Source organism: Klebsiella sp. HMSC09D12 (assembly GCF_001808475.1).
In the GTDB taxonomy this organism is placed as follows: domain Bacteria; phylum Pseudomonadota; class Gammaproteobacteria; order Enterobacterales; family Enterobacteriaceae; genus Klebsiella; species Klebsiella oxytoca.
The window spans coordinates 21,715-46,963 of sequence record NZ_KV793482.1 but is presented as its reverse complement, the minus strand read 5'-3'; the positions used below and the strand labels follow the sequence as shown (position 1 = coordinate 46,963).

The following is a 25,249-nucleotide window of genomic DNA, read 5'->3' as shown; positions in this document are numbered from 1 at the left end:
AAATACCGGAGCAATATCGATGATATTTAATGATGAATATAAATAATGACTCATTTTAGCAATGAGGTGAGACGATCGTAAATGATAATAAACTGAGATAGAGTGATGCCTTTTCAAACGAACATTGAAATGGCAGCCGCGCGTTTAATGTATATGATGCTTTCAGGAACAGGCCCCTTTTCGGGGCTGCTCCTGATGACGCTAATAAATTTAGTTTGCCAGCACGACATGATGTGAAAATTCTTTTTCACAGTATTTGCACTTCAGCGCGATATCGTTTTCACGTTTCTTCACCGCAAAGCTGGAGGATACCGGCTCGGCGTGGCTGATGCAGTTGCTGTTCGGGCATACCAGCACGTTATTGATACGGTCCGGCAGATTCGGTCGTGATTTACCAACGACTTCATACTCATCAATGCGGTTCACCGTGGCCTGAGGCGCATACAGAGAGAGCTGGTTGACCTGCTCATCGGTCAGGAAGGTGTTCTCAATTTTGATTAAATCCTTACGGTCCATTTCGCCTGACGGCAGGTTCAGGCCGATGGTGATGCGCTGATCCGTTTCGGTTAGTTTGAACAGCGTCAGCAGCTTAAAACCGACCTGCGCCGGGATATGGTCGATAACGGTGCCACGTTTGATGGCTTCTACCTGTAATTTATTGTCGTGTGTCATCTTTATTTCCCCTTACAGTGCCAGATCGCTATTCAGTACCAGCGCCAGTAACGCCTGGCGCGCGAAGATGCCGTTGCCCGCCTGCTGGAAGTACCAGGCGTGCGGCGTTTTATCAACATCGGTGGTAATTTCGTCAATGCGCGGCAGCGGATGCAGCACCTTCATATTCTCACGGGCGCCTTCCAGGTCGGCGGCGCGCAGAACAAACTGCGCCTTGACGTTGGCATATTCTGACGGGTCGAGACGCTCTTTCTGTACGCGAGTCATATACAGAATGTCCACCTCTTCCATCACCTCTTCAATCGCGTTATGCAGGCTCCAGGCAATGCCTTTTTCGTCGAGCATATCGAGAATGTACTGCGGCATGGCCAGCGCGTCCGGCGCGATAAAGTAGAAGCGATTGCCGTTAAATTTCGCCAGCGCCTGCGTCAGGGAGTGGACGGTACGGCCATACTTCAGGTCGCCGACCATCGCCACGTTAAGATTTTCCAGACGGCCCTGCGTCTCCTGAATGGTGAAGAGATCGAGCAGGGTCTGCGTCGGATGCTGGTTAGCGCCATCGCCGGCGTTGAGTACCGGAATACCGCCGGAGAACTCGGTCGCCAGGCGCGCCGCGCCTTCCTGCGGGTGGCGCATCACGATAGCATCGACGTAGGTGCTGATGACCGAGATGGTGTCGGCCAGGGTTTCGCCTTTTTTGCCCAGCGAGGTGTTGCTGCTGTCTGAGAAACCGACCACGCTGGCGCCCAGGCGGTGCATGGCGGTTTCAAAAGACAGGCGTGTGCGGGTCGACGCTTCAAAAAAGCAGCTGGCAATCACTTTATGCTTGAGCAGCTCCGGCTGTGGATTTGCTTTCAGTTTTGCAGCGGTCGCCAGTACCAGTTCAAGGTCTTCGCGGCTGAGATCGTTTATGGAAATGATATGTTTTTGGAATAGCGGGTTAGCCATGTTTATCTCCTGACGCCTGGGCAAAAAAAAAGCCCCTTAAATAAGGGGCTTTACGAATACGGATGCAACGGAAAGGAAAAACGGCAGGCCAGCGTCTGTTCTCAGACGCGGTAAGACGCGATGTCGTACACACTGAACCATAATTCCTCCCGGCAAAACGGGTGGCATTATACGCAGCTCATTTTTCGGATCAAGCGATTAATCCACAAACAGGTAAACGTTTGCCTGGGTAATCATGCGTTAACGCAAAAAACCCGTAAAAAGTGGTGGTATGGCAGTCAGAAGGGGGGTATAAAACCTGAAAATGAAAAGCTGTTTTACATTTGAGGTTACTATGATCGTTGGAAATATTCACCATCTGCAAAGCGGGTTGCCGGAGCCTCTGCGCAAAGCTATTGAATACGTGAAAGCCCATGTCACCGACGCGACGCCGCTGGGTAAACATGATATTGACGGTAACAATCTGTTTTATCTCATTTCTGAAGATACTACCGAGCCGATGGCCGACCGCCGCGCCGAGTATCACGCCCGCTACCTGGACATCCAGATTGTATTGAAAGGTCAGGAGGGCATGACCTTTAGCGTTCTCCCTGCCGGCGAGCCGGATACCGACTGGCTGGCGGATAAAGACATCGCTTTCCTGGCTGAAGGGGCGCAGGAAAAAACCGTGATTCTCAGCGAAGGCGACTTTGTCGTGTTCTATCCCGGCGAAGTGCATAAGCCGCTATGCGCGGTTGGCGCACCGGCGAAGGTGCGCAAAGCGGTTGTGAAGATGCTGATGGTTTAGTTGACGAGCGTATTTTTACCCAAGGCTAGCAATTGTCGTCTTGTGACCATTGTTAGCCTTTGTTTTTTCTAGCTATTCCCAATTTTTTACTTCTTATTCCCTCTCATTTGATGCTTCAGCCAAATGCTCATACCGCGCGCATTGTGCAAATTTTGATGGCGATCTCATTAATACGTTATATAACGTATTAATGTTGTTTCCGTTAATTTGAACAATCAATAGTGAGATGTGGAGTTATTACTATATGAATACTAAAGAAATAATTAATGCCGTTGCGAAAGAGATAGAAGATAAAGGCGGAATCCGCCAGGTGTTCCTTGTGGCCTGCGGCGGATCATTAGTGGATATGTATCCGGCTAAATACTTTCTTGATAGCGAGGCGACAACGCTTCATGTCGGCATGTATACCGCCAATGAGTTTGTCTACGCGACGCCAAAAACGTTGGGGGTAAATTCGCTGGTTATCGTCTGTTCGCACGGGGGCAACACGCCAGAATCCGTCGCTGCGGCTAAGCTTGCACAGCAGCATCAAGCGCATACTATTACGCTGACTCACAACGCTCAGGCACAGCTGATCGAATACGCCAGCCACAACATTCTCTATGCCTGGGGTAACGATACCAATGTGGTCGATAATCCGATGGCGATTATCCTCAATCTGTGCGTTGATACGCTGCAGCAGGTTGAAGGTTTCGATAATTACGCTGATTTCCAACAGGGAATGGCCCAAATTAACGGCGTCATTGCTCATGGCCGTCAGCAGGTTGCGGATCGCTGCCAGCGTTTTGCCCAAAAATATCAGGATGAAAAACTCTTCTATATCCTCTCCAGCGGAGCTTCTTACGGCCATGCTTATGGTTTTGCTATCTGCTCACTAATGGAAATGCAATGGCTACATGCCGCACCTATTCACTCCGGTGAGTACTTTCACGGGCCTTTCGAAGTTACGGATAAAGAGACGCCGTTTATTTTATTAATGAACGAAGGCCGTACGCGGGCGATGGATGAGCGAGCTTTGGTCTTCCTCACCAAGTACGCAGAGAAAGTGGAAGTCGTTGATGCTAAAGAACTGGGTATCGGGGTTCTCCCTCCGTCAGTCGTGGAGTTTTTCAACCCGGTGCTGTTTTACAGCATCATGTGTGAATATCGTTCTGCGCTTGCCGACATTCGTCAGCATCCATTGGATACCCGCCGCTATATGGGGCTGGTGGAATACTAAGGGGAATTATGATGAATGTGATTGGAATTGGCGATAACGTCGTCGATAAATACGCCCATACTCAGACCATGTATCCCGGTGGAAATGCGTTGAACTTTGCCGCTTATGCGGCCATGTTGGGACACAACGCGGCCTATCTGGGGATTTTTGGTAATGATGCCTCTGCGGAGCACGTTATGCAGGTGCTGGATAAAGTTGGCGTCAAGTGGCCCCACTGTCTGCAGGTGGCCGGGGAGAACGGCTGTGCGCAGCTGAAAATCGAAGAGGGAGAACGGATATTTCTTGGTTCGAACGCCGGGGGGATTCGTAAGACAACTTCGATGGATTTTATTTTTCAGCATGAGCAATACCTGCGTGAGTTTGATCTGATCCATAGCGGTTGTTACAGCTACATGGAGACGCAATTACCTCAGTTACGCAAGCTCAACATTCCTGTCTCTTTCGATTTTTCAGATGACTTTGTACTGGAGCAGGCGCTGCCGCTGTGCCGTTACGTCGACTTCGCATTCTTCTCATGCGCTGACTACAGCCTGGCGCAAACGCGTGAAATTGTGCAACAGGCGCAGGCCAGCGGGAGTCGCATTGTCTGCGCGACGCGTGGGGATGAAGGCGCGATTTTATTTGACGGGCAGGATTGGTATCAGCAGGCGCCCGATTACGTCACTCCAGTCGATACAATGGGCGCAGGTGATGCTTTTATTACCGCTTTCGTTTGCCATTTTCTGGCCCAACCTACGGGTAACAAGCGCGAAGCGATTACCAATAGCCTGCAAAAAGCAGCAGCTTTCTCGGCACAAATTTGCCTGAAAGAAGGGGCGTTTGGCTACGGGACTCACTACTAACCTATAACGCCCTCTCTCATTTTTCCGTACTGATTTCCGTCCGCTTGCCGGGCGGAAACGGGGATTCGTGCGCTTTTTCCGTGAGGAAAGAAATATGCATAGTGAAGCTGCTGATTTGATTTTACGTTCTGATGCTATTTTTACTGCTGCCAGAAATGAGCTATTTAGCGGATATGTCGTCATTAAAAATGGCGCTATCGCGGCGATGATAGCGAATGGGGAAGATATTCAACCCTGGAGAGGTGAAAGTACTCGCTTTATCGAACTTGGCGATCGCCTGATTTGTCCGGGATTTTGCGATAATCACACGTTTTTTACCGGCTATATGAGCATGCGGCGTGGCGTCGATCTCCATGCCGCCCGCGACAGTAATCATGCTCTTGAACTACTACAGGCTGCAGAAAATCTTCTCCCTGAGGGGAAAAGCCTCTATGGCTGGGGCTGGTCTGTTGCCCGTTGGGGAGCGGTGCCTGATGCCAGGTTACTGGATGACGCTTTCCCGCAGAGGCCGGTTGTCGCCATTAACGATGACAAAAGCTATTGCTGGATGAACCGTGCCGCCGTGGAGCTTTATGGCTTTACCGCTGAAGAGTGCAGCGCGGAGGCGAGAATCGCATTATTGGATGAGATGCTGGCTGATACCGCACAGTTAAAAAAAGAAATGCGGGCATTTATGACCCGACTTGCCGGACAGGGAATCACGGCGATAAAAGACGTTTGTTTCAACGATGCGCCGCGGTTGATGAATGCCTGGGATGAACTGGAAAAAGAGGATGCGCTGTCGCTGAGGGTGAGCATTGTTTCTCAGCCCGTATCTGCGCCTGTCGATCTTGCTTTCGGTGAACAGGCCCGACGCCGCTTTCATTCGCCATGGCTGCGGTTTCATGGTTTTAAATTTATGGTCGATGGCGTTATTGCCGATCATACCGGCGATATGATTTACCCCTATGCCGATCGTCCCGGCACGAACAATGAAAGGCCCGTTGACTATGATGCCCTGCGCCAGCAGGTTTTGCTGGCTGATGCTCGTGGATTCAACTGCTGTATGAATGCGGAGGGCGATGCCGCAATTCGCCGCTGTATAGATATTTTTGCCGAATGCCGTCAGCGTCACCCGCAGAGTGTGATCAGACATTCTCTGAGCGATCTGGAATGCCCGCATCCAAACGATATTCCCAGAATGGCTGAGCTCGGCCTCTTTGCCGAAGTTTATGCACAAATTCTGCTCCTTAATCCCTGCGAAGCCGAAGCCTATATGCGCGAACGCTATGGAGAAGAGCGCGAAGCGCAATTCTACGATTATGCCGCACTATTCGGGGCTGGCGTAACGGTCACTATTGGTACCGATCTGCCCCTGTTTATTCCTTCTGTTCCTGACGCGATGTATGCCGCCTGCTGTCGTCAGTTCCCTGATGGTTCACCCGTAAATGGCTGGTACCGCGAACGCGGAATGACGCGACAGCAGCTCTTAACGGCCTGGACGCTGAATAGTGCTCGACATCACGGCATGGAAGATATGACCGGTAGCCTTGAGCCGGGAAAACGTGCGGATATCGCGGTTTTTGACCGTAATTTGTTGAGCTGCCCGAATGATGAGTTACGGACTTCCACCGTTGTACTGACCCTGGTGGATGGCCGTATTACCCATGACCTTCTGTGACTCTAAAAATGCCGAATGACGGCGAACATAATATAAACATCTTACCGAGGCGGATTATGCGTATTGCAAAAATAAAGTGGGCGATGCCACACTGCTACGCTCTGATTTTCTTCATTATTATATTAGTAGCGCTGCTGACATGGTGTATTCCCAGCGGCAGTTTTGATTATCACTCAGTGACTTTACCCGGCGGTGAAACGAAAACATTAGTGATCCCGGGGTCTTATCATCTGCTGGAAAAAGTCAGCAGCGAGGGCGATTTACGTCAGGGTATTGCCGCCGTACTGGCCGCGCCGATGGAGGGAATTATCAAGGCCGCCGACGTAGTGGCGTTTGTACTCATTGTTGGTGGTGCTTTTGGCGTTATTTTACGTACTGGCGCTATTGAGCGGGGGCTGGTGGCGCTGGCTGAACGTCTGGCTGGTAAAGGGATTCTGGTTATCCCTATCGCAATGACCTTGTTTAGCCTGGGGGGCGCAACTTTTGGTATGAGCGAGGAGGTGATCCCTCTTTATGCGATCTTTATATCCCTCATGTTCGCGCTGGGTTATGACTCAATGACCGCGATCCTGATTCTTTTTCTGGGAACCCAGATTGGCTATGTTGGCGCAATGACCAATCCGTTCTCTGTACTCATTGCCCAGGGCGTAGCGGGTATTCAGGGAAATCCGCAGCTTTGGCTGCGTGCCATCGCATGGCTGGTCTTCACATTGCTGGCGATGACTTACACCATGTGGTACGCACATCGTGTTAAACGCACTCCACAAAAGTCGCCGGTATATGAGAATGATTGCCGCAACCGTGAGCAGTTTTTGTCGATACAGGATACGTCGGTCCATTTTTCCATCGCCGATCGAGTGATTATCATCGCTTTTGTGCTGGCGCTGACCATCATCTCATGGGGGTTAATCACGCGTGGCTGGTACATGGTTGAGATCGGCTCCGTGTTCCTGGCTCTGGGGCTATTTTCTGGGATCGTCGGGCGCATGGGTATTAGCGGGATGGCCGACAGCTTTGTCGAAGGGTGTAAAGAGTTTGTTTACGCCGCCGTAGTGATAGGACTCGCGCGCGGTATTTTGGTGGTGGCGGAGAACGGACGAATTATCGACACGTTGCTCTTTGGCTTGTCGGAAATGCTGGAAGGGTTGCCGCAGTACGCATTCACCACTCTGATGCTATTAGGGCATAACGTCATCACCTTTTTTGTCCCCTCCTCTTCGGGCGAGGCTGCGCTCACTATGCCCGTGCTGGCGCCATTAGGCGATTTAGTGGGTATCAATAAAGAGGCGATGGTAATGGCTTATCAATTTGGCAATGGCCTGACGAACCTGGTTTCTCCTACCGGTGGTGTATTGCTGGCCGGGCTGTCTATTGCGCGCATTGGATTTGGTCAGTGGTTAAAGGCGATTGCGCCGCTGTTTCCGGTGCTGTGGATAGTCAGCGCCGTGTTTGCTGCGATTTCGGCCTGGGTCTAAGGGATATGCGCGCCGTCGTAGTTTGATCTGCGCGCTTCGATTATAATCCTGCTTCGCATCAATGGCCGTGCTGGTACCTCTTTTATGTCGAATTTTGGACTGCAACAGAATACTTCCGTACCGTTATACAGGCAGCTTAAAGATAAAATCCTCAGCGATATCTCGTCCGGGAAACTCGCTGAAGGAGAGAAAATCCCCACCGAGATTGAGCTCAGCGAACTTTACAATATCAGCCGCATTACGGTGCGCAACGCAGTGAAAGAGCTGGTAGCCGAAGGCTATTTGGTGAAAAAGCAGGGGAAGGGGACTTTTGTCTGTCTGCCTAAAATTGAGCGTAAAGTTGTGCACCTGCTTAGCTTTACTGCCGCATGCGATGCTAACCATCTACCAACCCACAGCGTAGTGACTCGTCGTGAGATTCTGCCGGACTATCGTAATGCGCGTCAGCTTCTTGAGCTTGAGAGGGATGATTCCGTGCTTTATATCCAACGCCTCAGGATCGCTGGCGATGCGCCGTTAATGTTAGAGAATAATTACTACTCACTGAAACGATTAGGATTTTTACAGCAGGAAGATCTCAGCGGGTCGCTTTATCAGCTATTGCGTGATAAATACGCGATCGTGCCTACCTATGCGGGTGAAACGACGGTAGAGATGGTGCGCGCGCATTCTGACAACGCACCGCTGCTGCAGCAACCGCCCGGCGAACCGTTATTCCTGATGAAAACGCTGATTCTGGATAGCCAGCATCAGCCTATTCACTATGGAGAACAGTATATTGTCGCCGAGCGTTACACGTTTAGTTTTTGATTTCAGTGGGAAAGCGTCGCAACCATCACCGCTTTGATGGTATGCATGCGGTTTTCCGCCTGATCGAAAACGATGCTCGCCGCGGATTCAAATACCTCGTCGGTCACTTCCATTCCGCCGTGCAGGCCGTACTCCGCCGCCATCTGTTTGCCGAGCGTGGTCTGGTCGTCGTGGAACGCGGGCAGACAGTGGAGAAATTTCACCTGCGGATTGCCGGTCAGCGCCATCATCTCGCGGTTCACCTGATACCCGCGCAGCAGCGCGATACGCTCCGCCCACTTCTCTTTAGCTTCGCCCATCGATACCCAGACGTCGGTATAGATAAAGTCCGCGCCCTTCACGCCCGCAGCGATATCTTCAGTTAGCGTAATATTGCCGCCGTTTTTCTGCGCCAGCGTGCGGCACTGCGCAACCAGCTTCTCTTCCGGCCAGCAGGCCGTTGGCGCGACCAGACGCAGATCCAGCCCGGTCAACGCAGCGGCTTCAAGCATGGAGTTACCCATGTTATTCCGCGCGTCGCCGGCGTAGACCAGAGTCATCTCGTTAAAAGCTTTGCCCGGCAGGTGTTCCTGCATAGTCAGTAAATCCGCCAGCAGCTGGGTGGGGTGAAATTCGTTGGTCAGGCCGTTCCACACCGGAACGCCGGCATACTCGGCAAGGGTTTCCACCACTTCCTGGCCATGGCCGCGATATTGAATACCGTCATACATGCGCCCCAATACGCGAGCGGTGTCTTTAATCGACTCTTTGTGGCCAATCTGGCTGCCGCTTGGTCCGAGATAGGTGACGCGAGCGCCCTGGTCAAATGCGGCAACTTCGAAAGAGCATCGGGTGCGGGTAGAGTCTTTTTCGAAGATGAGCGCGATGTTTTTACCGGCGAGATGCTGAATTTCGATATTGTTTTTCTTATCAGCTTTAAGCCTGGCGGCCAGCTCAAGCAGAGCGGTGATTTCGGCGGGGGTAAAATCGAGCAACTTTAAAAAATGCTTCTGATAAAACGCGGACATGGTTCCCTCACGTGGCTCAAGCCATTTGTTGAATTAAAATTCACTTTATATGTATGAATATTCATTTGCAACCCCGCATCATAAATCTTTCTCTCAGAAGGTGGAGGCAATCACGGCGGTATGTGACAATAGAAGTATCTGCGACACATTATGAGGAACGAGCCATGGCTAACCCGGAATTACTGGAAGAACAGCGTGAAGAAACGCGTCTGATTATTGAAGAACTGCTCGAAGACGGCAGCGATCCTGACGCGCTGTACACCATTGAACACCATCTTTCTGCCGATGATTTCGAAACGCTGGAAAAAGTGGCGGTCGAGGCCTTCAAGCTGGGTTATGAAGTGACTGAGCCAGAAGAGCTGGAAGTTGAAGAGGGTGATACCGTGATTTGCTGCGATATCCTCAGCGAATCCGCGCTGAATGCCGAGCTGATCGATGCCCAGGTTGAGCAGCTGATGACCCTGGCGGAAAAATACGACGTCGAGTACGACGGCTGGGGTACCTACTACGAAGATCCTAACGGGGAAGAAGGCGATGACGACGAAGATCTCGTTGATGAAGACGACGACGGCGTCCGCCACTAAGTAGCAGAGGTATACGGCGGCACGGTATGCCGCCGTATAGCAAGGAACTTCAATGGATTACCCGCAAATACTCGCTCCGATTTTAAGCTTTCTGCATTGCCCAACACCTCAGGCGTGGATTGATGAAGCCCGTAAACCGGAAAACCTCCCGCTGCTGTTGACCGACCATATGGTGTGCGAACTGAAAGCGGCGCAAAACGCCATGCTGCTGGTGCGTCGATACGTCGCGGATAAAGCAGGCGCGGATGAACTGCTGGCCTGCCTGAAGCCGTACGAGGACTTTACCTACCGCTGGGGGCCGGAACCGGATTTCGTCGCGCTGCATAAGCAGATAAATAAAAGCGCCATGCCGCAGACCGACGATCCCTGGGGACGTCAGCTACTCGACAGCATGATCCTGCTAATCAAAGAAGAGCTGCATCACTTCTGGCAGGTGAGGGAAATTATGCTTTCCCGCGATATCCCATACGTCAAAATCACCGCCAGTAACTATGCTCGCGGGCTGCGCCGGGAAGTGCGTTCGCATGAACCGGTCATGTTGATCGATAAACTCATCTGCGGAGCCTATATTGAAGCCCGCTCCTGCGAGCGTTTTGCCGCGCTGGCGCCATGGCTGGATGACGATCTGCAAAAGTTTTATCTGTCGCTGCTGCGCTCTGAAGCGCGCCACTATCAGGACTATCTGGATTTGGCGCAGAGGATTGCCGGGGACGATATCAGTGAACGCGTACGCCAGCTTGGCGAGGCGGAAGCGGTGCTCATTAACGCGCCCGAGGCGGAGTTTCGCTTTCACAGCGGCGTGCCCGCCTGAGCGTCAGGCCGCAGCTTCATCGCAGCGGCCTGACGATCCATTACAGATTGGCGTTTTTATCTTTTTCTGCTGTCGCGGCGGCTTTGGGCGCGCCGAGGGTGGTTTTAAACCAGTTCACTACCCGTTCAATAACCGGCTTCTGATACCAGCTGTCATCGCCGTGCTCCGCGCCTTCCAGCAGCACGTAATCGGCCGGGTTACCCTCTTTCTTCAGCGCGCGATAGAGCTGTTGACTTTGTACCGGTGAAACCAGAGTGTCGGCGCTGCCGTGCATAATTAAAAATGGCGGCTTTTTACCGCGAATATGGCCCATCGGGCTGGCAGCCAGCGCTTTTTGCGGGTCACTGGCAATCGTCGCTCCCGGCCAGTCGCGAAAGGCGCTACCGTGGACCAGCAGCGCTTCAGTGACTGCAGGTGACTGGTGCACTTTTTGAATCGCCTGCGGAAAACCTTCGCCGATATTCAACAGATTCGAAATTCCGTACAGCGTGGCGGCGGCCTGCACGTCCGATGACTGCGCCAGGTTATCGCCACGATCGAACGTTTTGTCGCCATTGGTAAGCGCCAGCATCTGCGCCATATAGCCGCCTGCGGAATCCCCCAGCACGCCAATACGCGACGGATCTATACCGTATTCCGCTGCATGTTCGCGCAGATAGCGAACGGCGGCTTTACCATCGATAATCGGGGCCGGGAAGGTATCGGGAACCGTACGGTATTCCGCCGCCGCGACGACGAATCCCGCCGACGCCAGCGCCATACGCATCTCGATAAACTTATTCCAGGCCGCGCTGGTGAAACCGCCGCCGGGGAAATAGACGATTGCCGGTTTCAGATCGCCGTCACGCGGCACCAGCAAAGACATATGCAGTTGACGAACGGCGACGGTGCTTTTTACCTGGCTATATACGATATCGTTGAGCGCATCGATACGGCCCCGGGTTTTTTCCACGCGGATGATCTGAGCGCCTTCGGTATTGCCAGCGAGTTCGCCGGCGTTAACGCTGGAAGCCATGCCGGCAAGTATCATGCTGCTGGTGAGCAGGAGGGAGAGTTTTTTCATTGTGTTCTATCCTGAGCAAGGCCTGCCGCGGCGGCAGGCTAAAAGATCCAATGCTCGAAGAGTGTATTAGCGAACACGTGCGGTGAATAACGCTCTTTTTGCATGAAAACCATGCGTTTTTTCGATTAATCCGCATCGCCTTTTCGCTGGCGCTACAGCACTTTCAGCATCCTGACTTCGCAGTCAACGTGGCCGGTGCAGCCCAGCGGCTCAGCAATATGCTCGAAGCCAAGGTGTTCATATAAACCGATCGCTTCTTTAAGGAAAGCGGTAGTTTCCAGATAACAGCGTTTGAATCCCTGCTGGCGGGCGTGATCCAGGGCCATCAGCGCCAGCTTTTTCGCCAGCCCCTGGCCGCGCGCGGAGGTCATAAAATACATTTTCTGGAGTTCGCAGATATCGGGCTCGCTACAGGTCAGAGGCGCAACCCCGCCGCCGCCAACAACCTGACCGTTTTGCTCAACTACCCAATAGGCGGCGCCCGGCTGGCTATATAGCTCATAGAGTTCATCCAGATTCGGATCGGCTACCGTATAGCCTTTGTCGGCGGTCAGGCCATATTCAGCGGAAACCTGGCGGATAACAGCGGCTATCGCCGGATTATCATTAGCCGTGATGCGGCGCAGGGTTAGCGGTAGGGTTGCGCTCGTATTCATGTGAAGACTCATTGCAAAATAATGACGGATAATGTTGTTAATAACACTGCTGGAGGGGAGAGTGCAAGCGAGGATCTTTCACAGAAAACGCCCCTTATCCGAATGGATAAGGGGCGAGTGAATTACAGCGCGGCGATAACCGCCTGCTGCTCAATCAGCTTCGCTTTCGCTTCCGCATAACCTTCCAGCTTCTCACGCTCTTTGGCGATCACCGCTTCCGGCGCGCGGGCCACAAAGCCTTCGTTGGAAAGTTTGCTTTCGATACGGCTAATCTCGCCTTCGATTTTGCTCACTTCTTTCGCCAGGCGCGCCAGCTCATCTTCTTTATTGATGAGGCCAGCCATCGGGATCAGCAGCTCGGCGCCGTCGATAATTTTGGTCACGGAAACCGGACCTTTATCATCGGCCGGCAGCACGGTGATGCTTTCCAGACGCGCCAGGTTCAACAGGAAGCTGCGGTTATCGTTCACGCGACGAATCGCGGCATCGCTGCAGCCGCGCAGCAGCAGCTCAAGCGGCTTACCAGGGGCGATGTTCATTTCCGCACGGATGTTACGCACGGCGACGATCGCCTGCTTCAGCCATTCGGTATCGGCCAGCGCCGCTTCGTCAACCTGAGACGCATCGTACTGCGGGAACGGCTGCAGCATGATGGTATCGGCAGTGATACCGCAAATGACCTTCACGCGCTGCCAGATGGTCTCGGTGATGAACGGAATAATCGGGTGCGCCAGGCGCAGCAGACCTTCCAGAACGGTCACCAGCGTGTGACGGGTGCCGCGCAGCTCAGACTCGGAACCGCCGTTCATTACCGGCTTGGTCAGCTCCAGATACCAGTCGCAGAACTGATTCCAGGTAAACTCGTACAGAATGCCTGCGGCGATATCGAAGCGGAAGCCGTCCAGCGCTTCGCGGTAGGCTTTGATGGTCTGGTTGAATTCCGCAAGGATCCAGCGGTCCGCCAGCGACAGGGTCATTTCGCCGCCGTTAAAGCCGCAATCCTGATCTTCGGTATTCATCAGCACAAAGCGGCTGGCGTTCCACAGCTTATTACAGAAGTTACGGTAACCTTCCAGACGCTTCATATCCCAGTTAATGTCGCGGCCGGTAGAGGCCAGCGCCGCCAGGGTAAAGCGCAGGGCGTCGGTACCATGCGGCTCAATGCCGTTCGGGAACTGTTTCTCGGTGCGTTTGGCGATTTTCTCCGCCAGCTGCGGCTGCATCATGTTGCCGGTACGTTTCTCCAGCAGCTCCGGCAGGGAGATGCCATCAACCATATCCAGCGGGTCGATAACGTTGCCCTTCGATTTGGACATCTTCTGGCCTTCGTCATCGCGGATCAAACCGGTCATATAGACGGTTTTAAACGGCACCTGCGGCTTGCCGTTTTCATCTTTGATGAAGTGCATGGTCATCATGATCATGCGGGCAATCCAGAAGAAGATGATGTCGAAGCCGGAAACCATCACGCTGGTCGGATGGAACTGGCGCAGGGCATCGGTGTTTTCCGGCCAGCCGAGAGTGGAGAACGTCCACAGCGCGGAGGAGAACCAGGTATCCAGCACGTCTTCGTCCTGGCGCAGCGCCACGTCGGCGCCGAGGTTATTTTCCTGGCGTACTTCGTCTTCGGTACGGCCAACGTAAACGTTGCCGTCGTTGTCGTACCATGCCGGGATGCGGTGACCCCACCACAGCTGGCGGGAGATACACCAGTCCTGAATATCGCGCATCCAGGAGAAGTACATGTTTTCGTACTGCTTCGGCACGAACTGAATGTCGCCGTTCTCGACCGCTTCAACCGCCGGTTTAGCCAGCACGTCGGCACGTACGTACCACTGATCGGTGAGCATCGGTTCGATAACGACGCCGCCGCGGTCGCCGTATGGTACGGTCAGATCGTGCGGTTTAATCTCGTCCAGCAGGCCCAGCGCGTCGATGGCGGCAACCACCGCTTTACGCGCGGCAAAGCGCTCCAGCTTCTGGAACTCCGCCGGGATGGCGTTTGAGTAGACGTCGGACTCGTTGCCTTTGGTGTCGTAGACTTCCGCGGTTTCGCGGATATCGCCATCAAAGGTCAGGATGTTGATCATCGGCAGCGCATGACGCTTGCCCACTTCATAGTCGTTAAAGTCGTGCGCCGGGGTGATCTTCACGCAGCCGGTGCCCTTTTCCATATCGGCGTGTTCATCGCCCACAATCGGAATGCGGCGGTCAACCAGCGGCAGAATGACGAATTTGCCGATAAGGTCTTTATAGCGCGGATCTTCCGGGTTAACGGCCACGCCGGTATCGCCCAGCACGGTTTCCGGACGGGTGGTAGCGACGACCAGATAATCTTTACCGTCAGCGGTTTTCGCGCCGTCGGCCAGCGGATAGCGGATATGCCACATCGAGCCTTTAGACTCGCGGTTTTCCACTTCCAGATCGGAGATGGCGGTACGCAGTTTCGGGTCCCAGTTGACCAGACGCTTGCCGCGATAGATCAGATCTTCTTTGTACAGGCGGACAAAGACTTCTTTTACGGCGTTGGACAGGCCTTCGTCCATGGTGAAGCGCTCGCGCTCCCAGTCCACGGAGTTGCCCAGGCGGCGCATCTGACGGGTAATGGTGCCGCCGGATTCCGCTTTCCACTGCCAGATTTTATCGATAAAGGCGTCGCGACCGTAGTCGTGGCGGGTTTTACCTTCTTCGGCGGCAATCTTACGCTCAACCACCATCTGGGTAGCGATACCCGCGTGGTCGGTACCGGCCTGCCACAGGGTATTTTTACCCTGCATGCGCTGGTAGCGAATCATGGTATCCATGATGGTTTGCTGGAAGGCATGACCCATATGCAAACTGCCGGTGACGTTCGGCGGCGGGATCATGATGCAGAAACTTTCCTGGCTTTCGTCGCCATTGGGTTTGAAATAGCCCTGCTTTTCCCAGTGCTCGTAAAGCGGCTGTTCGATATCTTGGGGGTTGTATGTCTTTTCCATTATTTCCAGGTTGCCGTGTTCAGGTTGAAACCAGCCATGCGGTACGCTTTATAGCGTTCGCGCGCCAGTTGTTTCAAAGAGTCTTCATAAGGGACGAAGTCTATCACTTCTGTGAAAGCGGTGGCAAAATCTGCAAAGTTTAGCCGCAGGCTAATCAGAATATCCCGCGGGCTGCTGTTGCGTTTTTGCGGCCAGGCGATCTCCACCGGCGCGCCGCCGCGCGGACCTTCCCCCGCCAGATTATGCGGAACGAAACTTTCTGCGGGGCGTGCCCAGAGCGCTTCGTCCAGACGAATGGCCTGCTGCTCATCTTCGCAGGCGATGAGCACGCGTTTACCGCTGCGCCAACGTTCTGCGGCAATGTCACACACCAGCTGTTCAACGGCGCTCAGGCCATCCTGTTGCGTATCATTGTCCAGAAGATAGAACGTTGCGTTTTTCATATATGGGGCTTCTTGTGGTGACTTTAAATGCTTAAGCCGGGCGGCGCTACGCTGACCCGGCCTATAAACGGTATCTTTCCAGAGGCCCGGCAAGCGTAACGCCGCCGGGCATCAGACGGCAATTACTCTTCGCCGGTAAATCCGGCGCGGTTGAGCAGGAACTGCGACAGCATCGCCACCGGACGACCGGTCGCGCCTTTGGACTTCCCGGAACGCCAGGCGGTGCCGGCAATATCCAGATGCGCCCAGTTGTATTTACGGGTAAAGCGCGCCAGGAAGCAGCCTGCGGTAATCGCTCCGCCAGGACGGCCGCCGATATTGGCCATATCCGCAAAATTTGACTCCAGCTGTTCCTGGAACTCGTCGGCAAGCGGCAGACGCCATGCGCGATCGCCCGCCAGTTCGGACGCGCCGATCAGCTCGTGGGCCAGCGGATTGTGATTCGACATCAGGCCGGTGATGTGGTGGCCGAGCGCGATCACGCAGGCGCCGGTCAGGGTGGCCACGTCGATAACCGTTTCCGGCTCGAAACGCTCAACGTAAGTCAGCACATCGCACAGCACCAGGCGACCTTCGGCATCGGTGTTCAGCACTTCCACCGTTTGCCCGGACATCGTGGTCAACACGTCGCCAGGACGATAGGCGCGGCCGCCAGGCATGTTTTCACATCCGGCCAGCACGCCGACAACGTTCAACGGCAACTGAAGTTCCGCCACCATGCGCATCACGCCGTACACCGCCGCCGCGCCGCACATATCGTATTTCATCTCGTCCATGCCTTCTGAAGGCTTGATGGAGATACCGCCGGAGTCAAAGGTCAGGCCTTTACCCACCAGCACGATAGGCCGCGCGTCTTCTGCCGGGTTACCTTTGTATTCGATAACCGACATCAGCGATTCGTTCTGCGAGCCGTTGCCGACCGCCAGATAAGAGTTCATTCCCAGCTCTTTCATCTGCTGCTCGCCGATAACGCGGGTAATGACGTTCTTACTATAGGTATCGGCCAGTTGGCGCGCCTGGGAGGCCAGATACGCGGCGTTACAGATGTTGGGCGGCATGTTGCCCAGATCTTTCGCCGCTTTGATGCCGGCGGCGATCGCCAGACCGTGCTGGATAGCGCGTTCGCCGCTGGTCAGCTCGCGACGGGTGGGAACGTTGAAGACCATTTTACGCAGCGGGCGACGCGGCTCGCTTTTGTTGGTTTTTAACTGGTCGAAGCTGTACAGCGTCTCTTTGGCGGTCTCGACGGCCTGACGCACTTTCCAGTAGTTATTGCGGCCTTTGACGTGCAGTTCGGTCAGGAAGCAGACGGCCTCCATTGAACCAGTATCATTCAGCGTATTGATGGTTTTCTGAATAACCTGCTTATACTGACGCTCGTCCAGCTCGCGTTCTTTACCGCAGCCAATAAGCAGAATGCGCTCCGACAGAATGTTCGGCACATGGTGCAGCAATAAAGTCTGGCCAGGTTTGCCTTCCAGCTCGCCGCGACGCAGCAGGGCGCTGATATAACCGTCGCTAATTTTATCAAGCTGTTCGGCGATGGGGGAGAGACGACGTGGTTCGAAGACGCCGACCACGATACAGGCGCTCCGCTGCTTCTCCGGGCTACCGCTTTTTACACTGAACTCCATGCACTACGCTCCTGAATCTTAAAGACAACGACGGTGGCTACGGATAGAATTGAAAGCTTTCGTAACTCATGTCCGCTGTTGTGGTGACTTCGTGTTAATCTTAACGTTATTACGGCCTTGGTTCGTCAGAAAAGATCCTGATACGCAGAACCAGCGAGTCATTTAATCTTAGCGATGTTTTCGACGACTAAAGAGAATAAATGACGTTTAAGCCATGAAACAAGCAATTTTCCTGCAATAAAACGGGTTTTTACGGGCGTATTTATAGTGATAATCATAAGATATCTGGTTCGTGAGACGCTGAAAAGCCAGTTGGCGATCCTATTCATCCTGCTACTCATTTTCTTCTGTCAGAAACTGGTCAGGATCCTCGGCGCCGCTGTTGATGGCGATATCCCGACAAATCTGGTGCTCTCGCTGTTAGGGCTGGGCGTACCTGAAATGGCGCAGCTTATTCTGCCCCTGAGTTTATTCCTCGGGCTGCTGATGACGCTGGGCAAACTGTATACCGAAAGCGAAATCACGGTGATGCACGCCTGCGGCCTGAGTAAGGCCGTGCTGGTGAAAGCCGCCATGATCCTTGCGCTCTTTACGGGCATTATCGCGGCGGTCAACGTGATGTGGGCGGGGCCCTGGTCGTCCCGTCATCAGGATGAAGTGCTGGCGGAAGCGAAAGCAAACCCCGGCATGGCCGCGCTGGCCCAGGGCCAGTTCCAGCAGGCCAGCGACGGCAGCGCAGTGCTGTTTATTGAGAACGTCAACGGCAACCGTTTCAGCGACGTCTTCCTTGCCCAACTGCGGCCACGAGGCAACGCGCGCCCTTCGGTGGTGGTCGCGGATACCGGCGAGCTCTCGCTGCGTAAAGACGGTTCGCAGGTGGTGACCATGAATCAGGGCACCCGCTTTGAAGGCACCGCGATGCTGCGCGACTTCCGCATTACCGACTTTAAAAACTATCAGGCGATTGTTGGCCATCAGGCGGTGGCCTCCGATCCGAACGATACCGAGCAGATGGATATGCGCACCCTGTGGCGTACCGATACCGATCGCGCCCGGGCGGAGCTGCACTGGCGCTTCACGCTGGTGGCAACGGTATTCATCATGGCGCTAATGGTGGTGCCGCTCAGCGTGGTGAACCCGCGCCAGGGTCGCGTGCTGTCGATGCTGCCGGCGATGCTGCTCTATCTGGTGTTCTTCCTGCTGCAAACGTCGATTAAATCGAGCGGCGGTAAAGGCAAAATGGATCCGATGATCTGGATGTGGGCGGTAAACCTGCTCTATTTCGCGTTGGCCGTGCTGTTGAACCTGTGGGATACGGTGCCGATGCGCCGCTTCCGTGCCCGTTTTAACAAAGGAGCGGCGTGATGCAGGCGTTTGGCGTACTTGACCGTTATATCGGTAAGACGATTTTCAATACCATCATGATGACCCTGTTCATGCTGGTTTCCCTGTCGGGCATCATCAAGTTTGTCGACCAGCTGAAAAAGGCCGGGCAGGGCAACTATGATGCGTTAGGGGCCGGAATCTACACGATTCTCAGTGTGCCGAAAGATATCCAGATCTTCTTCCCGATGGCGGCGCTGCTCGGCGCGCTGCTGGGGTTGGGCATGCTGGCGCAGCGTAGCGAGCTGGTGGTGATGCAGGCTTCCGGCTTTACCCGCCTCCAGGTGGCGCTGTCGGTGATGAAAACCGCGATTCCGCTGGTGCTGCTGACCATGGCGATGGGCGAGTGGGTAGCCCCGCAGGGCGAGCAGATGGCGCGCAACTATCGTGCTCAGCAGATGTACGGCGGTTCGCTGCTTTCCACTCAGCAGGGCCTGTGGGCGAAAGACGGCCATAACTTTGTTTATATCGAGCGGGTAAAAGGTAACGATGAGCTGGGCGGAGTGAGCATCTACGCGTTTAACGACCAGCGCCGTCTGCAGTCCGTTCGCTACGCCGCTTCGGCAAAATTCGATACCGAAAATAAGCTCTGGCGACTGTCGCAGGTGGATGAATCCGACCTGACCGATCCGAAACAGGTCACGGGGACGCAGACCGTCAGCGGGACCTGGAAGACCAACCTGACGCCGGATAAGCTTGGCGTGGTGGCGCTGGATCCGGATGCGTTGTCAATCAGCGGCCTGCACAACTATGTTACCTATCTGAAGTCCAGCGGTCAGGATCCGGGCCGCTATCAGCTCAATATGTGGAGCAAAATCTTCCAGCCGCTGTCGGTGGCGGTGATGATGCTGATGGCGCTGTCGTTTATCTTTGGCCCGCTGCGTAGCGTGCCGATGGGCGTCAGAGTCGTGACCGGGATCAGCTTCGGTTTTATCTTCTACGTGCTGGACCAGATTTTCGGCCCGCTCACCCTGGTCTACGGCATCCCGCCGATAATCGGCGCGCTGTTGCCGAGCGCCAGCTTCTTCTTGCTGAGCCTCTGGCTGATGATGCGTAAATCCTGACGTAACGCGCCCCCTTCCTGAATCAGAAAGGGGGCGTTTTTTTAGCGTTTCCGTCCGCCAAGTAAGCTTCCCAGCATTCCCCTGACTATCTGCCTGGTGACCTGACGCACCGCGCTCTTCGCTGCCGTTTGCACAATGCCGTCGCGTTTGCCGCCGCGCGGCCCGGTAGTGCCGAACAGGATATCTTTGAGCCCGCCGAGCAGGCCGTCGTCATCGCCGTTTGGCTGGCCTTTTGCGGGCGGGGATTGCTGCTGCTCAGTTGTGGTCTGCACGCCCTGCTGCAGCATTTCAAACGCCGATTCACGGTCGATCTCTTCTTCATATTTTCCGTACAGCGGCGAGTGGTTAAGCAGTCCGTTACGTTCGTCATCGGTGACCGGGCCCATGCGCGAGCAGGGCGCAATAACCATCGCCCGCTCTACTATCGAGGGGCTGCCTTTCTCATCAAGAAAGGAGATCAGCGCCTCGCCGGTGCCCAGCTCCTGGATCGCCTGCTCGGTGCTGAACGCCGGATTCGCGCGCATAGTTTGCGCGGCGGTTTTTACCGCTTTTTGGTCTTTCGGCGTGAAAGCGCGCAGGGCGTGCTGCACCCGATTGCCCAGTTGACCCAGCACCGCATCGGGAATGTCCGCCGGGTTTTGTGAAACAAAATAGACTCCGACGGCTTTAGAACGAATCAGGCGGATGACCTGCTCGATTTTATCCAGCAGCACCTGGGGCGCATCGTTAAACAGCAGATGCGCCTCATCGAAGAAAAAGACCAGCTTTGGCTTTTCCTGGTCACCGGCCTCCGGCAGACGTTCGTAAAGCTCGGAAAGCATCCACAGCAGGCTGGCGGCGTACAGCTTCGGCATCTGATAGAGCTTTTCCGCGCTCAGGATATTAATTACCCCTTTACCCTGCGCATCAACGCGCATCCAGTCCTGGATATCGAGCATGGGTTCGCCGAAAAAGTGCTCTGCACCCTGCTGCTCCAGGGTCAGCAATCCGCGCTGAATCGCCCCGACGGAGGCGCTGCTGATGTTGCCGTACTGGTTCTGAAAAGCTTTGGCGTTGTCGCCAATGTGTTGGGTAATCGCGCGCAGGTCTTTAAAGTCGAGCAGCAGCAGCCCGCGGTCGTCGGCGATCCGGAAGATAATATTCAATACCCCGGACTGAACCTCATTGAGGTTGAGCAGGCGAGCCAGCAGCAGCGGCCCGAGATCGGAAACCGTGGCGCGGACCGGGTGGCCTTTCTCGCCAAAGATATCCCATAGCACTACCGGATTAGCATGCGGCTGCCAGTCCGTTGCGCCGATTTTTTCCAGCCGCGCCTGCAGTTTTTCCGAACTTTGGCCCGCCTCAGCGATACCGGTAAGGTCGCCTTTCACATCGGCCATAAATACCGGAACGCCGATTTCCGAGAAAGATTCCGCCAGCTTTTGCAGCGTGACGGTTTTACCGGTCCCCGTGGCGCCGGTAATTAAGCCGTGGCGGTTCGCCATAGCGGGCAATAAATGCAGCTGTTTTTCCAGCGTGCGTGCAATCAGCAGCGGTGAGCTCATGAGCGATTTCTCCATTTATCCTGCTGCGAGTATAGGCAACCTGATAGCAAAAGTGGGGAGATCGCGCACGCCTTCGCTTATTCCCTTCAGGCGCAGTGGCGCTGAACTAACGCGATACTCTGCTCGATTTCGCGGCGGATATCGTCTTCGCTCCAGTTTGCCAGCTCCGGTGAGAAGGGCTCGAACGCATATACGCCCTGATAGCCGCGGGCCTCCAGGTTTTTGACCTGCTCGCAGCTTTGCAGCTGGTCTTTTTCGGTCAGCATAATGCGTTCGTTGTCGGTCAGGGTTTCGCGCGGGCGGGTATCTTCTACGCCGGAAAGGTGCACCAGGCCGATTTCGCCGATATCCACCTGGCTAAACTCCTGCTCCGCCTGTGGATAAAGATGATGGTGAAAGGTATCGATCAGCAGCTTAAACGGCACCCGTGCGTCGTGAATCAGCGTTTGCGCCTGCGCCGAGGAGCGCAGCGAGCTTTGCGGGAAGCCGAGCGGCTCGACGAGTCCCTCAATGCCATAGAAGGCGAATAGCGGCGCCAGGTCGCGCAGGGCGTTAAGGGTTTCGCTCGCCGGAACCTCGGTACCATCGTTCAGTGGACACAGCACCAGCGATTTCGCGCCGACGGCTTTGGCCTCTTTTAGCAGGGACTCCGTCAGGCTGCGAACCTCTGCGGTGCGGCAGTTGAAAGGATAAACCGCGTTGATAGTGAGGATCTCAATATGGTAGCGGTCAGCCAGTTCACGAACCTGCTGGTGGCTCAGGTCGTCGGTCACTTTTCCGCTGGGGAGGTCGTTACGTAGCTCGACTTTGTTTAGCCCGAGGCTGTTCACCAGCCGGAAGAAGGCCTCAATGCTGAGGGAAGGGGCAATCTTGCGGTTGATACAGAAACGCTGTGCTGCAATAGCCATTTTGACTCTCCTGAAATAGATAGTTCGGCGTCGTTCGATTACCCCATAGTCAAAACATTTATTCCAAAATTAGCAATGCATGAAATGGCGATTTTTTGAGCCGACTCGCAAAATATTTTTCTTGTCTTCTTGCATTGCGGCGGGTTCCGGAAGGCGCTACACCTGCTCTCTTTTTATGGGGGCTTTGCCTGTAAGACAGCGTTTCCTTACAAGAAAATGCGACCATCATCACCAAAATACAATTTCATTAATGATGAATATTGAAATATTAATTTCATTTTACTACGGTACAACACAGCAGATCCAGTAATGGGCCGTACTGCGTTGGCCCCCGATACCCCATACATATGAGGCGAGAGCATGACTATCACAGGAAACTTTATTGGCGGGAAGACCGTTACCAGCGGCAGCAACAATACAATGCCGGTTTTCGACCCCGCGACGGGCAAAGTGGTCCGCGAAGTCACGTTATCGACCGCGCAGGAAGTCTCCGATGCGATTCAGGTGGCGCATGATGCTTTTGATGGCTGGTCGCGTACCACGCCGCTGCGCCGGGCCCGCGTGCTGTTTAATTTTAAAATGTTACTTGAACAGCACGCTGAAGAGCTGGCGGGGATTATCGTCAGCGAACACGGTAAAGTCTTTTCCGATGCGATGGGCGAACTGACGCGCGGCATGGAAGTCGTTGAGTTTGCCTGCGGGATTCCGCACCTGATCAAAGGCGAGTTCTCATCGGATGTCGGCACCGGCGTCGATAGCTATTCTCTGATGCAGCCGCTGGGCGTAGTGGCGGGCATTACGCCGTTCAACTTCCCGGCGATGGTTCCGATGTGGATGTTCCCGCTGGCGCTGGCCTGCGGCAACAGCTTTGTCCTTAAGCCGCCAGCGCTGGCCCCTGGCGCTGCGGTGCGCCTGGCGGAGTTGCTGAAAGAAGCGGGGCTGCCGGACGGCGTCTTTAACGTGGTGCACTGCAGCAATGAAGATGCTGAGCAGCTGTACAAGGATCCGCGTATTGCGGCGGTAAGCTTTGTGGGATCTTCCGGCGTGGCGGAGCATATTTATAAAACCGCCAGCGCTTATGGTAAGCGCGTTCAGGCATTTGGCGCGGCGAAAAACCACGCGATTGTGATGCCGGATGCCGATCTTGATGCCACCGTGAATGCGATAATGGGCGGCGCGTTCGGCTCTGCGGGCGAGCGCTGCATGGCGCTGCCGGTGGTCGTCGCTGTGGGCGATGAAACGGCAGATAAACTCATTGCGCGCCTCAAGCCGCTGGTGGAGTCCCTGAAGGTCGGCCCGGGCTGTATGCGCGGAAAAGAAGAGAACGAAATGGGTCCGGTCGTCTCAGAGGCGCATCAGAAAAAAGTGCTGGGATATATTGATAAAGGCGTCAGCGAAGGGGCGACGCTGGTGGTTGACGGGCGCAAGCTGCGAGTTGCCGGTTTCGAAGAGGGTTACTACGTTGGCGGAACGCTGTTCGACAACGTGACGCCGGAAATGACTATCTGGCGCGAAGAGATTTTTGGCCCGGTACTGGGTATTGTCCGCGTGGCGGACTACCACAGCGCGCTGGAGCTGGTAAACAGCCATGAGTTCGGCAACGGCAGCGCCGTCTTTACCAGCAACGGCCACACCGCGCGTGAGTTTGTACATGATGTCCAGGCCGGAATGGTTGGGGTCAACGTGCCGGTACCCGTTCCAATGGCCTTCCATAGCTTTGGCGGCTGGAAACGCTCCGTATTTGGCGCACTGAACGTGCATGGGCCGGATGGCGTGCGTTTCTATACGCGTATGAAAACCGCCACCGTCCGCTGGCCGCAGGGTCAGCAAACCGTATCTGAATTCAGCATGCCGACGTTAGGCTAATCGGCGAAGGAGAGCGCCATGTCTTTACTGGCTAAAGCAAAAAAAGAAGGGCAGATTCAGCACATCACCCCGCTGAGCGCGGGGTGGAAGTACATTGGTTTTGATGTCTGGATGTTAAAGAAAGGGCAAACCGTTACCCTGGAAAGCGGCGATCGCGAGCTGTGCCTGGTGCTGGTCGCCGGGCTGGCTTCGGTAAAAACCTCGCAGGCCGATTTTCCGAATCTGGGCCAGCGTATGTCGCCGTTTGAGCGGACCCCGCCCTGGTCAGTTTACGTGCCGCCGCAGGATAAAGTCGAAGTGACGGCAGATTCTGACCTTGAGCTGGCGGTATGCAGCGCCCCGGGTAAAGGAACTTTACCGGCTCGAGTTATCTCCCCGCAGGACGTGGGCGTAGAGCATCGCGGTAAAGGGCGTAACCAGCGGCTGGTGCACAATATTCTGCCGGATAGCGCGCAGGCGGACTGCCTGCTGGTGGTAGAGGTTTACACTGACGAAGGAGCGACCAGCTCATGGCCGTCGCACAAGCACGACACGGCGCTGCCGGGTCAGGAAACTCAGTTGGAAGAGACCTACTACCACCGTTTCGATCCGCCGCAGGGTTTTGCCTTCCAGCGCGTCTATACCGATGACCGTAGCCTTGATGCCTGTATGGCTCCCTACAACCACGATGTGGTCATGGTACCGCGCGGCTACCATCCGGTAGCGGCGATCGCCGGGTATGACAGCTATTATCTGAACGTGATGGCCGGTCCGGATCGCAAATGGATGTTTACCTGGGAAGAGGATCACGCGTGGATCAACAGCCCTGATTATCCCCGCCACGATTAACAACCGTTGATGACAAAAAGGCCGGTTAGCCATGCTAGCCAGCCTTTTTGATCCTGTAGCCCGAATA

Annotated in this window: 24 protein-coding genes; 12 read left to right on the top strand and 12 right to left on the bottom strand. The window is 54.7% G+C overall.

Going from position 1 to position 25,249, the window contains the following annotated elements:
• Window positions 1–210 precede the first annotated feature (210 nt).
• The 3 genes from pyrI to HMPREF3178_RS29980 are packed head-to-tail and all read right to left on the bottom strand — an operon-like array spanning window position 211 to window position 1,761.
• Window positions 211–672: an aspartate carbamoyltransferase regulatory subunit gene (gene pyrI, locus HMPREF3178_RS14825; protein ID WP_070585264.1), complete on the bottom strand. Its 462-nt coding sequence runs from the start codon at window positions 670–672 to the stop codon at window positions 211–213.
• 12 nt (window positions 673–684) lie between these two features.
• Window positions 685–1,620 (bottom strand): aspartate carbamoyltransferase, encoded by a 936-nt coding sequence (gene pyrB, locus HMPREF3178_RS14820; protein ID WP_004108911.1) that lies wholly within the window; start codon window positions 1,618–1,620, stop codon window positions 685–687.
• 36 nt (window positions 1,621–1,656) lie between these two features.
• The gene (locus HMPREF3178_RS29980; RefSeq protein ID WP_077260121.1) at window positions 1,657–1,761 is read right to left on the bottom strand and encodes a pyrBI operon leader peptide; all 105 of its coding nucleotides are present in this window, start codon (window positions 1,759–1,761) and stop codon (window positions 1,657–1,659) included.
• 193 nt (window positions 1,762–1,954) lie between these two features.
• Between HMPREF3178_RS29980 and HMPREF3178_RS14815 the strand changes: the two genes are divergently transcribed.
• From HMPREF3178_RS14815 to HMPREF3178_RS14790, 6 genes are all read left to right on the top strand, one after another.
• Window positions 1,955–2,407 (top strand): NanQ anomerase/TabA/YiaL family protein, encoded by a 453-nt coding sequence (locus HMPREF3178_RS14815; RefSeq protein ID WP_024273633.1) that lies wholly within the window; start codon window positions 1,955–1,957, stop codon window positions 2,405–2,407.
• Window positions 2,408–2,651: 244 nt separating this feature from the next.
• Complete coding sequence (locus HMPREF3178_RS14810) at window positions 2,652–3,626, top strand: SIS domain-containing protein (RefSeq protein WP_004108909.1); 975 nt, start codon at window positions 2,652–2,654, stop codon at window positions 3,624–3,626.
• A gap of 11 nt (window positions 3,627–3,637) precedes the next feature.
• Entirely contained in the window at window positions 3,638–4,468 is an 831-nt protein-coding gene (locus HMPREF3178_RS14805; RefSeq protein WP_070585262.1) for a PfkB family carbohydrate kinase, read from the top strand.
• A 94-nt stretch (window positions 4,469–4,562) separates the two neighbouring features.
• Entirely contained in the window at window positions 4,563–6,128 is a 1,566-nt protein-coding gene (locus HMPREF3178_RS14800) for an amidohydrolase (protein ID WP_004108904.1), read from the top strand.
• A 56-nt stretch (window positions 6,129–6,184) separates the two neighbouring features.
• Window positions 6,185–7,603 carry a YfcC family protein gene (locus HMPREF3178_RS14795; RefSeq protein ID WP_024273635.1) on the top strand — a complete coding sequence of 473 codons (1,419 nt, stop codon included), beginning with the start codon at window positions 6,185–6,187 and terminating at the stop codon, window positions 7,601–7,603.
• 84 nt (window positions 7,604–7,687) lie between these two features.
• Window positions 7,688–8,413, top strand: a complete 726-nt coding sequence (locus tag HMPREF3178_RS14790; RefSeq protein ID WP_001727696.1) for a GntR family transcriptional regulator — start codon at window positions 7,688–7,690, stop codon at window positions 8,411–8,413.
• 2 nt (window positions 8,414–8,415) lie between these two features.
• Here HMPREF3178_RS14790 and argF read toward each other — a convergent pair whose 3' ends face one another.
• Together argF and argL are read right to left on the bottom strand one after the other, a co-directional pair.
• Window positions 8,416–9,420 (bottom strand): ornithine carbamoyltransferase, encoded by a 1,005-nt coding sequence (argF, locus tag HMPREF3178_RS14785; protein WP_004108896.1) that lies wholly within the window; start codon window positions 9,418–9,420, stop codon window positions 8,416–8,418.
• Window positions 9,390–9,485: a putative translational regulatory protein ArgL gene (gene argL / locus HMPREF3178_RS32205; RefSeq protein ID WP_370798676.1), complete on the bottom strand. Its 96-nt coding sequence runs from the start codon at window positions 9,483–9,485 to the stop codon at window positions 9,390–9,392. The genes argF and argL overlap by 31 nt, the downstream gene beginning before the upstream one ends.
• A 99-nt stretch (window positions 9,486–9,584) precedes the next feature.
• Between argL and rraB the strand changes: the two genes are divergently transcribed.
• The gene (gene rraB / locus HMPREF3178_RS14780) at window positions 9,585–10,004 is read left to right on the top strand and encodes a ribonuclease E inhibitor RraB (RefSeq protein ID WP_004108894.1); all 420 of its coding nucleotides are present in this window, start codon (window positions 9,585–9,587) and stop codon (window positions 10,002–10,004) included.
• 52 nt (window positions 10,005–10,056) lie between these two features.
• A complete protein-coding gene (gene miaE, locus HMPREF3178_RS14775; protein WP_023320228.1) occupies window positions 10,057–10,815 on the top strand; it encodes a tRNA isopentenyl-2-thiomethyl-A-37 hydroxylase MiaE in 759 nt (252 codons plus the stop codon).
• Window positions 10,816–10,855: 40 nt separating this feature from the next.
• Here miaE and HMPREF3178_RS14770 read toward each other — a convergent pair whose 3' ends face one another.
• The 5 genes from HMPREF3178_RS14770 to pepA all read right to left on the bottom strand — a co-directional run bounded on the left by HMPREF3178_RS14770 (window position 10,856) and on the right by pepA (window position 17,589).
• Window positions 10,856–11,878 carry an alpha/beta hydrolase gene (locus HMPREF3178_RS14770; protein WP_004117557.1) on the bottom strand — a complete coding sequence of 341 codons (1,023 nt, stop codon included), beginning with the start codon at window positions 11,876–11,878 and terminating at the stop codon, window positions 10,856–10,858.
• A 152-nt stretch (window positions 11,879–12,030) separates the two neighbouring features.
• Entirely contained in the window at window positions 12,031–12,534 is a 504-nt protein-coding gene (locus HMPREF3178_RS14765) for a GNAT family N-acetyltransferase (protein WP_004108871.1), read from the bottom strand.
• Window positions 12,535–12,656: 122 nt separating this feature from the next.
• Window positions 12,657–15,512 carry a valine--tRNA ligase gene (locus tag HMPREF3178_RS14760; protein ID WP_016808109.1) on the bottom strand — a complete coding sequence of 952 codons (2,856 nt, stop codon included), beginning with the start codon at window positions 15,510–15,512 and terminating at the stop codon, window positions 12,657–12,659.
• On the bottom strand, window positions 15,512–15,955 hold the full coding sequence (gene holC, locus HMPREF3178_RS14755; protein ID WP_004098129.1) for a DNA polymerase III subunit chi: 444 nt from the start codon (window positions 15,953–15,955) through the stop codon (window positions 15,512–15,514). The genes HMPREF3178_RS14760 and holC overlap by 1 nt, the downstream gene beginning before the upstream one ends.
• Before the next feature lie 122 nt (window positions 15,956–16,077).
• Complete coding sequence (gene pepA / locus HMPREF3178_RS14750; RefSeq protein WP_032728802.1) at window positions 16,078–17,589, bottom strand: leucyl aminopeptidase; 1,512 nt, start codon at window positions 17,587–17,589, stop codon at window positions 16,078–16,080.
• A gap of 267 nt (window positions 17,590–17,856) precedes the next feature.
• On the opposite strand from pepA, the gene lptF reads away from it, so the two are divergent.
• Entirely contained in the window at window positions 17,857–18,954 is a 1,098-nt protein-coding gene (lptF, locus tag HMPREF3178_RS14745) for an LPS export ABC transporter permease LptF (RefSeq protein ID WP_004108862.1), read from the top strand.
• Window positions 18,954–20,036, top strand: a complete 1,083-nt coding sequence (lptG, locus tag HMPREF3178_RS14740) for an LPS export ABC transporter permease LptG (protein WP_004108859.1) — start codon at window positions 18,954–18,956, stop codon at window positions 20,034–20,036. The genes lptF and lptG overlap by 1 nt, the downstream gene beginning before the upstream one ends.
• Window positions 20,037–20,077: 41 nt before the next feature.
• Here the strand turns inward: lptG and HMPREF3178_RS14735 are convergent, their stop codons facing one another.
• Window positions 20,078–21,580 (bottom strand): helicase HerA-like C-terminal domain-containing protein, encoded by a 1,503-nt coding sequence (locus HMPREF3178_RS14735; RefSeq protein WP_004108856.1) that lies wholly within the window; start codon window positions 21,578–21,580, stop codon window positions 20,078–20,080.
• A gap of 86 nt (window positions 21,581–21,666) precedes the next feature.
• Window positions 21,667–22,488, bottom strand: coding sequence for a TIM barrel protein (locus tag HMPREF3178_RS14730; protein ID WP_049591348.1), 822 nt, complete (start codon window positions 22,486–22,488; stop codon window positions 21,667–21,669).
• Window positions 22,489–22,848: 360 nt separating this feature from the next.
• Between HMPREF3178_RS14730 and HMPREF3178_RS14725 the strand changes: the two genes are divergently transcribed.
• Entirely contained in the window at window positions 22,849–24,354 is a 1,506-nt protein-coding gene (locus HMPREF3178_RS14725; protein ID WP_004108850.1) for a CoA-acylating methylmalonate-semialdehyde dehydrogenase, read from the top strand.
• 18 nt (window positions 24,355–24,372) lie between these two features.
• On the top strand, window positions 24,373–25,182 hold the full coding sequence (iolB, locus tag HMPREF3178_RS14720; protein ID WP_004117568.1) for a 5-deoxy-glucuronate isomerase: 810 nt from the start codon (window positions 24,373–24,375) through the stop codon (window positions 25,180–25,182).
• Window positions 25,183–25,249: the final 67 nt, after the last annotated feature.